9 protein-coding genes are annotated in these 11,872 nt (G+C 52.7%); all 9 read left to right on the top strand.

What is annotated here, in order from left to right; translation table 11 throughout:
- The first annotated feature begins 2 nt into the window (after positions 1–2).
- The 9 genes from N037_RS21885 to N037_RS24440 all read left to right on the top strand — a co-directional run bounded on the left by N037_RS21885 (position 3) and on the right by N037_RS24440 (position 11,871).
- Positions 3–1,718, top strand: a complete 1,716-nt coding sequence (locus N037_RS21885; RefSeq protein ID WP_197278588.1) for an OmpA family protein — start codon at positions 3–5, stop codon at positions 1,716–1,718.
- A 14-nt stretch (positions 1,719–1,732) separates the two neighbouring features.
- Complete coding sequence (gene hcp / locus N037_RS21880; RefSeq protein ID WP_023325816.1) at positions 1,733–2,224, top strand: type VI secretion system effector Hcp; 492 nt, start codon at positions 1,733–1,735, stop codon at positions 2,222–2,224.
- Between the two features lie 159 nt (positions 2,225–2,383).
- Positions 2,384–5,032 (top strand): type VI secretion system ATPase TssH, encoded by a 2,649-nt coding sequence (tssH, locus tag N037_RS21875; RefSeq protein WP_032643500.1) that lies wholly within the window; start codon positions 2,384–2,386, stop codon positions 5,030–5,032.
- A complete protein-coding gene (locus tag N037_RS21870) occupies positions 4,983–5,639 on the top strand; it encodes a DUF2778 domain-containing protein (RefSeq protein ID WP_331456757.1) in 657 nt (218 codons plus the stop codon). The genes tssH and N037_RS21870 overlap by 50 nt, the downstream gene beginning before the upstream one ends.
- Positions 5,636–5,863, top strand: a complete 228-nt coding sequence (locus tag N037_RS21865) for a hypothetical protein (RefSeq protein WP_032643496.1) — start codon at positions 5,636–5,638, stop codon at positions 5,861–5,863. Before N037_RS21870 ends, N037_RS21865 begins: the two co-directional genes overlap by 4 nt.
- A gap of 80 nt (positions 5,864–5,943) precedes the next feature.
- Positions 5,944–8,457, top strand: coding sequence for a type VI secretion system Vgr family protein (locus N037_RS21860; RefSeq protein WP_032643494.1), 2,514 nt, complete (start codon positions 5,944–5,946; stop codon positions 8,455–8,457).
- 43 nt (positions 8,458–8,500) lie between these two features.
- Positions 8,501–10,720 carry a hypothetical protein gene (locus tag N037_RS21855; protein WP_032643492.1) on the top strand — a complete coding sequence of 740 codons (2,220 nt, stop codon included), beginning with the start codon at positions 8,501–8,503 and terminating at the stop codon, positions 10,718–10,720.
- A gap of 5 nt (positions 10,721–10,725) precedes the next feature.
- Positions 10,726–11,568, top strand: coding sequence for a formylglycine-generating enzyme family protein (locus N037_RS21850; RefSeq protein WP_032643626.1), 843 nt, complete (start codon positions 10,726–10,728; stop codon positions 11,566–11,568).
- Positions 11,569–11,604: 36 nt separating this feature from the next.
- Complete coding sequence (locus N037_RS24440; protein WP_072164040.1) at positions 11,605–11,871, top strand: PAAR domain-containing protein; 267 nt, start codon at positions 11,605–11,607, stop codon at positions 11,869–11,871.
- Position 11,872: the final 1 nt, after the last annotated feature.

Below are 11,872 nucleotides of genomic sequence, written 5' to 3'. Positions count from 1 at the left end.
CGATGCGGGATGCGTACCGAAGTCTGTTAACTGTCCTGGGGGCCGTGCTGGCGCTGTGGCTCATTCTGGGATTCTGGCCACTGTCCTCGGGCAGCCGTGTGGCACTCAGTCTGCTGGTTGTGCTGGTGTCCGGGGTGATGCTCTGGCGTCAGCGCCGGGCTTCTCAGGCGCGGGCGACCGCTGTCCGCGAGATTGTAGATGAAAACCTGCCGCCGGAAGATTTTCAGGGGGCGGTGATCCTCGTCTGCGGCGATAACAGCCCGCTGTTTGTGTCCGGCTCCTGTCACCGGGAAACCCGGCAGGGCTGGTATCTGCGGGTGAAAGATGCGGAACAGCTTCCCCTCTTTGCGCAGCACCTGAGTTTGGTGCGTCCAGCCCTGGTGTCGCAAATCTCCGTCATGCTGGCGGTGGTACCTGAACAGCACACCTCTGGCGATGATTTTACCCAGAATCTTCGGGGCTGGCAGCGGGCTGTCGTTCAGTGCCGCGCGGCATTCGGCACGCTCCCCCCTCTGTGGACAGTGACCTGGTTATCGCCCCCTGCAACATGTGCGGAGGAAGAGCCTGTCTGGTTTACCACGGTAAGCCAGCGGGGCGGTATTCAGGTGTATCAACCCGGTCAGGGCAGTGTGTCACTGACGGAATGGGCCCGAGATACTGAAGCAGAAGGGCGTCTTTCTCGTCTGAGTCAGGGCCTGTGGCTGGACAGTCTGCTTGCCTGGCAGAACAGTACGATGAATGACCTGTTGTCGGTACGGCGGGGAGAGTTGCCGGTGATGAAGCCCTGCGTACAGGGTATATGCATAGTTCCGGTGACGGGTATCGCGGGCAATCTCTGGCAACAGCACATCACTTCCGTGACGGCGCTGCCACCGGATGCCGTTGTGAGCACAAAGCCACTGCCGCTGCCTGAACTACTGCTGCCGACGTTGCCGCGCCGACGTGGCGTGAGCCGCAGGATGGTGTTCTGGCGTTATGCCGGATTACTGGGCGGGATTTTCCTCGCGCTGGCCATGCTGGCGTCCTGGGTGAACAACCAGCGCCTCATTCGTAATGTTGGCGATCACCTTGCGTTATATCACCAGCTGACGGGTCAGCCTGTTGCCCCGAAACTGCGTGCGCAGCAGCGCCTGCGGGCCGATGGCGCACTGCTGGACGACTGGGCGCGTCGCGGGGAGCCACTGCGATATCGCATGGGGCTGTATCAGGGACTGCGACTGATTCCGCCCGTTGAGGCCGCAGTCAGTGACTGGGCACCACCGCCACCGCCTCCTCCGGTCATTAAGAAAATCATTCAGGGTCCGAAAACCCTTCGCCTCGACAGTATGTCGCTGTTCGATTCCGGCAAGTTCGTGCTGAAAGCTGGCTCTACCAAAATGCTGGTCAATTCCCTGGTGGGGGTTAAGGCCAAACCGGGCTGGCTGATTGTCGTGTCCGGCCATACCGATAACACCGGTACTCCGCAACTGAACCAGACGCTGTCCCTGAAACGTGCCGAAGCGGTGCGCAACTGGATGCGTGACACCGGCGATGTGCCGGAAAGCTGTTTTGCGGTGCAGGGCTACGGCGAAAGCCGTCCGATCGCAACTAACGACACCCCGGAAGGCCGTGCGCTCAACCGACGTGTCGAAATCAGTCTGGTACCTCAGGCGAACGCCTGTCAGATACCCGGCAAACACCCGGCGCCATCGCAGGATGATGGCGTCTCAGAAAATTAAACGGAGTAATTAACATGGCAATTCCTGTTTATCTTTGGCTGAAGGACGACGGCGGCGCGGACATCAAAGGGTCTGTTGACGTTCAGGATCGTGAAGGCAGCATCGAAGTGGTTGCACAGGAGCATAACCTGTACATCCCGACCGACAATAACACCGGCAAGCTGACCGGTACCCGTATCCACACCCCGTTCCTGTTCACCAAGGAAATCGACTCGTCCAGCCCGTACCTGTACAAGGCTGTGACCACCGGTCAGACCCTCAAGTCTGCGGAATTCAAGTGGTACAAAATCAACGACGCGGGTCAGGAAGTGGAGTACTTCAACACCAAACTGGAAAACGTGAAGGTGGTGAAAGTGAATCCTGAAATGTATGACATCAAGGATCCTTCTAAAGAGAAGCACAACCACCTTGAGCGCGTTGAACTGCGTTACGAAAAAATCACCTGGACCTACAAAGACGGCAACATCATTCATTCCGATTCCTGGAACGAACGCGCCACCGCGTAATCCTGATGCGGGCAGGTTTTTCCTGTCCGCAGTTTTTGCTGAGTGCCTGAGATGCGGGCACTCAGCAAAGAAAAAAACAATCTGCCTGCCTGACCTTATGCGCTTTGGTGAACAGCGAGGGGCGGTAGCGTGTCCAGGAACCGACAAAGAGAGAATCTCATGGAAAATCCAGCCATCCTGTTACGTCGTCTGAACCCTTACTGTGCCCGAGCGATGGAAGGCGCAGCTTCGCTCTGTCAGACCCGTGCCCATGCCGAAATTCTGCCGGAGCACTGGCTGCTGAAGCTGCTGGAGCAGGGGGAAGGTGACCTGACGGTGTTGGCGCGTCGCTATGAATGGGATATGGATGGCATCTGGCAGGATTTGCTTGGCTGGCTCGACAGGCAACCTCGCTCCGTACGCCATCGGCCCCAGCTCTCAGAGGACATCCATACTCTGATGCAGCAAGCCTGGCTACTGGCCTCACTCAATGGCGAAGAGCACATTCGCAGCGTCCATCTGCTGATGGCCCTGGTGGAAAAACAGAATCTGGTGCGCTGCGATGGCCTGTGGCCACTGCTGACGCTCGGTCAGAGTCAGCTGGAGCGCCTGCGACCTTTGCTGGATGCGCAATCAGATGAGCGTCTGGAAATGCAGCGCGAAGCTGAGCTGGCACAGAGCCATGGTGGCGAGGTGGAATTTGTCGGGCGCCCGGCTGGAGTAGAAATGAAAGAGGGGGAATTGAGCCCGGCGCTGCAGAACGCGCTGGATAAATTCACCCTCGACGTCACCGCCAAAGCCAAAGAGGGCAAAATCGACCCGGTGTTCGGCCGTGACACGGAAATCCGCCAGATGGTGGATATTCTCTCCCGTCGTCGTAAAAATAACCCGATCCTGGTGGGCGAGCCCGGCGTGGGCAAAACCGCACTGGTTGAAGGTCTGGCGCTGCGCATTGCCGAAGGGAACGTCCCGGAATCCCTCAAACCGGTTATCCTGCGTACCCTTGATCTCGGTCTGTTACAGGCTGGGGCGGGCGTGAAGGGCGAATTTGAACAGCGCCTGAAAAACGTCATCGACGCCGTACAGCAGTCACCGGTGCCGGTGCTGCTGTTTATCGACGAGGCCCACACCATTATCGGTGCCGGTAACCAGGCGGGTGGCGCGGATGCGGCTAACCTGCTTAAACCGGCACTGGCCCGCGGCGAGCTGCGTACCATTGCCGCGACAACCTGGTCTGAATACAAACAGTACTTCGAGCGCGACGCCGCCCTGGAGCGCCGTTTCCAGATGATCAAAGTGGATGAGCCGGACGATGACACCGCCTGCCTGATGCTGCGTGGCCTGAAATCCCGCTACGCCGAGCACCATAATGTTCATATTACCGACGATGCGGTTCGTGCGGCAGTTACCCTTTCGCGCCGCTACCTGACCGGACGTCAGCTTCCTGATAAAGCGGTCGATCTGCTGGACACCGCTTCCGCCCGTGTGCGTATGAGTCTCGACACGGTACCGGAACAGCTAACCTGCCTTCGCGCGAGTATCGCTGCGCTCGACATGGAAAAGCTGGCGTTACTGGACGATATCGCCATTGGCAATCAGTGTCATACCGAGCGCCTGAGCGAGATTGAGCGGGAAGAGGTGCGCCAGATAGTGGCACTCGACGATCTGGAAACCCAGTACGGTCAGGAGATGAAACTCACCGAGCAGCTACGCGAAAGTCGTCAGGACATCTCACGTCAGCGTGAGACTCAGAGGCTGCAACAGGAGCTTAACGAGATGCAGCACAGCAACCCGCTGCTCTCCCTGGATGTGGATATCCGCACCGTTGCCAACGTGATCGCCGACTGGACAGGCGTGCCGTTGTCATCGCTGATGAAGGACGAGCAGACCGAACTGCTGATCCTGGAAAAAGAAATCGGTAAACGTGTGGTTGGGCAGGATGTGGCGCTTGAGGCTATCGCCCGGCGTCTGCGTGCGGCAAAAACGGGCCTTACGTCCGAGAACGGCCCGCAGGGTGTATTCCTGCTGGTAGGGCCGAGCGGGGTGGGGAAAACCGAAACTGCGCTTGCGCTGGCTGATGTCATATACGGCGGCGAGAAGTCACTCGTTACGATTAACCTCTCTGAATACCAGGAGCCGCATACTGTTTCCCAACTGAAAGGGTCACCTCCTGGCTACGTGGGTTACGGCCAGGGCGGGATCCTCACCGAGGCCGTGCGTAAGCGCCCGTACAGCGTGGTGCTGCTGGATGAAGTGGAAAAGGCGCACCGCGACGTGATGAACCTGTTCTATCAGGTCTTCGACCGCGGCTTTATGCGCGACGGCGAAGGGCGCGAAATCGACTTCCGCAATACCGTCATCCTGATGACTTCCAATCTCGGAAGCGACCACCTGATGCAGCTGCTGGATGAAAACCCGGAAGCTACCGAAGCAGATCTGCAAGAACTGCTGCGTCCGATACTGCGCGACCACTTCCAGCCCGCGCTGCTCGCCCGTTTCCAGACGGTGATTTACCGTCCGCTGGCTGAAGCTGCCATGCGTACCATCGTTGAAATGAAACTGTCACAGGTCAGCAAGCGCTTACATCGTCACTACGGCCTGACCACGCATATTGATGAGAGCCTGTATGACGCGCTGACTGCCGCCTGCCTGCTGCCGGACACCGGCGCACGCAACGTCGACAGCCTGCTGAATCAACAAATTTTGCCGGTGCTGAGCCAGCAGTTACTGACCCATATGGCGGCAAAGCAGAAACCACACTGCCTGACGCTCGGCTGGAATGATGAAGAAGGGATTGTACTGGCGTTTAATGAGGCGCACGGAGGCTGAAATGCAGATTTGCATGATGGATTACGGCAACCTGTCGGCGGATGGCAAAACGGCGTACCTGAAATGTTACGGCATCGGGACTTTTGAAGTGCTGACGGGCGTGGATTTTTATATCAATAATCCTGACTGTGCTGACCATGAAAATGCTGCTATCCCGCCGGGAACTTACTGGGTGACCGACAGGCCTGCCGGCAGCTTGTATAACCGAGTCCGGGCAGAGGCGATCGATGCCTGGCATGGTTACCGAAATCACCATTCAGAATGGTTTGCCCTTTTCAGCGATAAAACTAAAAGAGACGGCATCATGGTGAATGGCCTGAACCGTACAGGATTTCGTCTTCATCCTTTGAACAGCGATGGTTCCGGTGAGTCCTGGGGCTGTATCACCCTTCGCCGAACCAGTGATTTTCAGCATCTGCGACGTCTGCTACTGCAGCGGGGGACGTTCCCTGTTCCTGGCGGCAATGGCCTGAAGGCCTATGCCCGTATCGATGTGCGTGGTACCCCGGACTACAGCCTGTGTGATAAAGAAACCGAAGAACGAAAAGAGGCTGAGAAACGCCGGATGCAGCAGGCCCTGAAAAAGCGAGCGGGGAATGCCGAATGAAAATCCTGCTGTTTGTTGTGCTGTTCTGGAGCGGGATCCACTTCATTCCTGATGTATGGGTTGCGAGTTTTGTGAAGGCCCATATCCCGATTAGCGGTGATGGGGAAGAAGCGATGGACAGCTTCGAGATGCACATCATCGTGATTAAAACAACGTTGTGTGCTGTCGGGGCGTACCTCCTGATGAAGCTATTCTACTGGTTGAAAACACGTCGAAAAAAATAATCTCTTTCTCACTTCCTGTGACCGATACTGGCCCGCGCCAGCCCTGACGGAATAACCAAATACACAATGGAGTCAACGCCATGAGCCTGACGGATACCCTGAACACGATGGTGGCCACCGTCACCGGAAAAGCCCTGAACCGCTACCGTCTCGATATTCCTTCCTGTACTGCCGATATCGACGTGGAGGACTTCAGTGGCTCAGAAGCGATGAGCGAGCTTTACAGCTACACCATCAACTTCACCAGTGCCGACAAGAACATTGATGCCCGGCAGATGCTGAGCAAGCCCGCGACCCTGACCATGGGCGCGGGCAACCTACTTTCCCTGACGGAGCGGAAGGTGGTTCACGGGGTGGTGACCCGTTTCGAGCGTACCGGTGGCTCCGCTGATGAAGCGTATTACTGCATCGTGCTGGAGCCTTTCCTGGCATTGCTGGGGAATCAGTTCCGCACCCATCGCTTTTTCGTCAACAAGTCGGTGCCGGAAGTGGTTGCTGAGGTGCTGCAGGAACATGGCCTCAAAGGCTGGGAGTTTGAGTTTACCCTCAAGGCCGACTATCCAAAGCGTGAGCAGATTAACCAGTATCAGGAAAACGACCTCGCCTTCATTGAACGCCTGCTGGCGGAGGTGGGGATTTTTTACTTCTTCACCCTGCAGCCTGATACCCAGACCGAAGTGGTGCACTTTGCGGACAAGCAGAGCGCGTGGACGTTTGGTAAGAAACTACCGCTGAACAGCCCGTCAGGGGCGAATGACAATGCGGTCGACTCGGTGTGGGACGTGCATGTGTGGCACAACGTAGTGGAGCGCTCGGTCACCGCCAGCGATTACAACCACCGCGAAGCCCAGAACGTCCTGATGTCCGTACCGGCGGACATGACACGCGGCGACGGGGAGGGGAACACCTACGGCGATGTGTACTATTATCGCCCGCGTCACCTTGAACGTGGCGACAAAATTACACCGTCGGCAGAAACCGGTAACTTCTGGGCGCGCCTGGAGCATGAGCGCTTCCTGTCCACCCAGACCACCGTGACCGGCAGCAGTACCGACCATACCCTGGGGCCGGCTCAGGTGCTGACTATCACCGAGACGGCTATCCCACCGACGCTGCCACGTGAAACCGAAAACGGTCTCGTCATCATCAGCGCGAGTTACTCCGCCAGCCGTCAGAATGCGCTGAAGGTTGAATGGGCGGCCATGCCGTACTACGAGAACCGTTGCTGGCGCCCTGCCGCGAAAAAGCGTCCGGTGGTCAGCGGCACCCTGATGGCGCGCGTGACCAGTGCCAAAGATAACGATATCTACGCCTGGCAGGATGCATCGGGCATGTACCGGGTGAAGTTTGATGCTGACCGCGATGATAAGCGTCAGGGCCAGGAAAGTATGCCGGTGCGTTTTGCCAAACCTTACGGTGGCGACAAGTACGGCTTCCACTTCCCGCTGATACAGGGTACTGAAGTCGCCATTGCGTTCCATGATGGCGATCCAGATCGTCCGTATATTGCCCATGCCCTCCACGACTCCCGCCACGTCGACCACGTCACCGAGGCCAACAGCACGCGCAATGTTATCCGCACGGCTGGCCTGAACAAGCTGCGGATGGAAGACAAGCGGGGAGAAGAACACGTTAAGATCAGTACAGAGTACGGCGGTAAGACGCAGCTTAATCTGGGTCACAATGTGGATGCTGACAGGGTATTTCGGGGTGAAGGTGCGGAGTTACGTACTGATAAATGGGTGGCCGTTCGCGGCGGAGCTGGTGTATTTATCACAGCAGATAAACAGCCGTTTGCCGGGGACAAGATGCTTTCGATGCAGGAAGCTATTGCCCAGTTGGAAAATGCACTGAGTATTGCCAGAAGTTTGTCTGATGCCGCTGAAACGGCACAAGCACTTCCTGCTGATATACAGAGCCAGGTGAAGTTGACTGATGCTCTTAAAGACCTTGCCCAGCCAGGAATGGTGCTAAATGCGCCTGAAGGAGTCAGCATCACCAGCCCGCAGGCGGTTCGTATGGCGTCGGGTAGTGCCAGCATTGGGATCATGTCGCAACAGAATACAGACATTAGCGCACTTAAACGATTTACCGTAGCAGCAGGTGAAGCCGTGAGTATGCTGGCCCGTAAGGCCGGAATGAAACTCTTTGCGGCTAAGGGAAAAGTAGAAATTCAGGCTCAGGATGATGCGCTTGATGCGATAGCCAAAAAGGATGTGACCGTAACCAGTACAGAAGGGCGAATTGAGATCACGGCGGCGAAAAATGTCGTGCTGAAAAATCTGGATGGGTCGTTCATCCAGTTGCAGGGTAAGAATATTATTCTGGGCTGTGAAGGTAATATCCTGTGGAAATGCGCCAATGCGCAGAAAATGAGTGCAGCCAGCGCTACATCCTCCGTACCTGATTTTCCTGGTGGGTATAGTGAGTATTTCGTGGCGCACGATGATAAAACTGGGCAGATCACACCAAACACTCGCTATCGGATTACGACTGGTAAGGGTGTTGTATATTCAGGGGTAACAGATTCTGAGGGCAAAACCGCTGAAATATTCACAGCATTATCAGACAAGATAAAAGTTGAACTCGGATAATTAGCCCGAATATATCAGAACAAATTTAACAGGAGTTGCCTCCATGAGTAATACGACAGAAACCGTTCATGGTAGTGGTAAAACAGGGATGCAAGCGAATGGCATCAAAGCCAATCATGCTACTGGCACCCGATTATATTTTCATGCTGATAGTGAAACATTTCTTGCTGTTGACGGTGATAAGCTGGAGCAGGAAAGCAATGAACTAAATAGATTGTTAGGTGATCAGGTTGATACGCAAATGCGCATAGATGATCTAACAACTCAGTGTACAAAATTAAACTGGGGGCAGGTTGGGGAAAAGCAGACTCTCCAAACTCAGATACAACAAGAAGCCCAGAGACTTGATGATCTTAATAAAAAACTGAAAGTAAAATTGGCGACGCTTTCAGCTACAGAAGAACTTCCGAAGGCCACTCTTCTTGATAACAGCAAAAGTGCTGTCGGGCTAATGGAGTTAATTGAAGTTCGCGGAAATATGAAAGGCGTTCGTTATATCTATGCCCGCTCAGATCAAATTGACAGCAAATGGCGACGTTATCCGCTTGAGGAAGGAGATAAAAAGTCTGGAAGTAAAAGCTTTGTTGTCTCTGAGTCATATACTGATAGTGAAGGCAACACAAAAACACGGGAAAAGATTGATTATGATAAACTTAAACCCCAGATAAGTAAGATAAAGCCAAAAATGTTGAAGGCTGAACAGGAACTATTAGAACAGCATACAGGCATTCTTGGTCAGTGGGCCAGAGATATGAATGACAGCCTTAAACATTCTCCATACCAGGGGGATAGATTTGGCTTTGATTCTCAGTCACAGCTTATGCGCTGGACTTATGGTGCGGGCCTGACAGAGGAACTAAACCCATTTGAAGTGGATTTTCGTAATCAGGGTAAAAAATTTAAAAAAGAAGCTGTCGCCAGCGGAAAAGCAAGTGCCTATGCAAGTCTTGCTCTCGCTGAGTCTAAAAGCAAATTAACCCTGTCGCTTCCTGACATACATGGTATTACGATGACCTACCCGCTGAAGCCAGAAATGGGTGGGGGAACCGGTAATTTGGGTACGCTGCGTTTTGACTTTGAACTGGCTTTGGCCGGTAGTGTTGGTGCAAGCTTAGGTGTTGAACTCGGCGTATCGATGAAAAGTAACTGGGCAAAAGGAGTTCCCGGGTCTTCATACAATACAGGCGCTCCCGGAGAGCGAAAAATAGATATAAGCAAAGTTGTTGAGGATCCAGAAGTCACGGGAGAATTAACCGTCTTTGCCGGAGCCCAAGCCTCAGCGAACCTTTCAGGCTCAATCAAATGGTGCAACCCAGAGAAAAGCAAAGAATATACCACTCTTGCAAGAGTAGCTGTAGGTGCGACAGCCCAAATGGGTGTTGGATGGAGTGGCACGTTCAGATTCAGCTATGAAAATGGGAAAGTCCAGGTTCTAGCGCGTGGAGGTATGTGCTGGGGAGGGGGAGGAAAAGGAAGTGCGGCTTTTGATATTGATGGTGTGGCTATAATTACCGATTTCATGCCATGCTTGACCTATATGCTTCGAAATGCTGACTACATAAAACTCTCTGAGAATGTAATTCGTAAAGGTGACTTTTATGCATTTTGCGCATTACCTTTATTAATGACGATGCATGGTGGTGTTGCTTTATTGAATAACTTGGAGAATGAAACTGGACTTCTATTAATGAAGTTAGAAAATGATTGGGGTGATAAAGAGAAGAGGGTTGCCTTAATGCAGGAGATTATAAACTCCAATGGTGATTGCTTGAAATATTCCCCACCTGAAAGTAAAGGTGGGGCGATAGCATCCCTGATAGAACATAATTTTTGGGATGAATTTGCCAGCCCGGCTTCGAATGCACAGACAGACTGTGAAGGGTTAGTTATGTTTAGCGCCAGAAAACGTGCCGTTTTGTTGTGCTTGCGTTGGGTTCAATCCAAACGTGAGTACGAAAATGTAATGCAGCATCTATCCAAGGATTTTAAAGCTGTTGGCTCGTGGCAAGCAAACCAGCAGAAAGTTGCAGATTTTCTTGCTCTGGGGGAACAGGAACGCGTTTATGGTTCTTCACGTATCGTGCCTAATGCATCCGAAATAAAGATACTTCCAAGCCATTATGCCAAAAACCTTATGGATATTTGGGGCAGCTTACCAGATACAGAGGAAATAAAGGGGGGTGAAATGCATAAATTAAAAGAAATTTCTCCAGTGCTCATGCAAAGTTGCACTAGAGTAATCGTTGGTGGGCACGAGTTATGAATGTAATGAATAAATATAAAGTACTGACGCTTGTATCCTTGTCAGCAATCACCCTTGCTGGGTGCGATAATGCTAAAAGCGATGCGGAGAACCATAAATTTGCTAACAATATTGTTAATTCAATGGTCGTGGTTAAAGGTGGGCGCTTTCAGATGGGGGATTTTGGTCCTTTGGTAGGAGAAAAATTGCCATTTAGCCCTGATCAGAACAATAAACCATTGCACTGGGTTGAGCTTTCTGATTTCCATATGTCAGCAAAGCGTATTACTTGGCGAGAATTTAATGAATGGTTAGAACTTGCGGGCAGGGGTAAAAGCAAGTACTACTTGTGGGCTACCGAAAAGGATAGGAGTGAACGGTTCAAAAAAACAACAGGAGACGATTTTCCAGCTGTTGCAAATTGGAAAGACGCATCTGATTTTTGCCAATGGATAGGGACTATATCTAATAAAAAAATAACCCTGCCTACTGAGGCACAATGGGAATATGCCGCGCGAAGTGGAGGTAAATTTAACCAATTTGCAAACGGAGATAATTATTACAATGTGAGCTGGCCTGATGAAAAACAGAATTTCACTTTTGATTTCGCCCCTGTAGGTAGTTTTGCCCCGAATTCTCTAGGCCTCTTCGATATGATGGGTAATGGTCATGATTGGGTTAATGACTGGTATGCTGAGGATTATTACCAGCATTCACCTGAAAGGGATCCTCAGGGGCCAGCTAATGGGACTGAAAAAGTAGTAAGAGGTTACTTAGGCTCAATGTTTGGTCTGTATGATATCACGCGAGGAAGCAATAAGCCTGAAACTGAAGGTCCTGGGTACGGTTTCCGCTGTGTCGAAAATTAATCAGTAAAAACAAATTTTACTTTGTTGGGAGCTCATATGTCCAAAGGATTTGTATTGCTAGGAGATAAAACTACTCACGGCGGTGAGGTTATATCTGCATCTTCAACCATGACTGTTAACGGAAATAAAGTGGCTCTTGTTGGGGATGAAATTAATTGCCCTGTTGTAGGTCATGGTATTAATGCCATTATCGAAGGATCACCAGAATGGATCTCTGATGGGAAGCCTGTTGTTGTGGATGGCTGCGAATGTGAATGTGGCTGCCATGTTATCTCCAGTGCGCCGGATTGTTCAGTAGGATAAG

The sequence above is a fragment of the Enterobacter sp. EGD-HP1 genome, from assembly GCF_000733275.2.
Classification (GTDB): domain Bacteria; phylum Pseudomonadota; class Gammaproteobacteria; order Enterobacterales; family Enterobacteriaceae; genus Enterobacter.
The sequence above is the reverse complement of the archived record's forward strand: the minus strand, read 5'-3'. Positions and strand labels throughout refer to the sequence as shown.

Bases quoted from the DNA above. Each gene is read 5' to 3' on its own strand.
- N037_RS21885 (WP_197278588.1), top strand. From the start codon at position 3: ATGCGGGATGCGTACCGAAGTCTGTTAACTGTCCTGGGGGCCGTGCTG.
- hcp (WP_023325816.1), top strand. From the start codon at position 1,733: ATGGCAATTCCTGTTTATCTTTGGCTGAAGGACGACGGCGGCGCGGAC.
- tssH (WP_032643500.1), top strand. From the start codon at position 2,384: ATGGAAAATCCAGCCATCCTGTTACGTCGTCTGAACCCTTACTGTGCC.
- N037_RS21870 (WP_331456757.1), top strand. From the start codon at position 4,983: ATGATGAAGAAGGGATTGTACTGGCGTTTAATGAGGCGCACGGAGGCT.
- N037_RS21865 (WP_032643496.1), top strand. From the start codon at position 5,636: ATGAAAATCCTGCTGTTTGTTGTGCTGTTCTGGAGCGGGATCCACTTC.
- N037_RS21860 (WP_032643494.1), top strand. From the start codon at position 5,944: ATGAGCCTGACGGATACCCTGAACACGATGGTGGCCACCGTCACCGGA.
- N037_RS21855 (WP_032643492.1), top strand. From the start codon at position 8,501: ATGAGTAATACGACAGAAACCGTTCATGGTAGTGGTAAAACAGGGATG.
- N037_RS21850 (WP_032643626.1), top strand. From the start codon at position 10,726: ATGAATAAATATAAAGTACTGACGCTTGTATCCTTGTCAGCAATCACC.
- N037_RS24440 (WP_072164040.1), top strand. From the start codon at position 11,605: ATGTCCAAAGGATTTGTATTGCTAGGAGATAAAACTACTCACGGCGGT.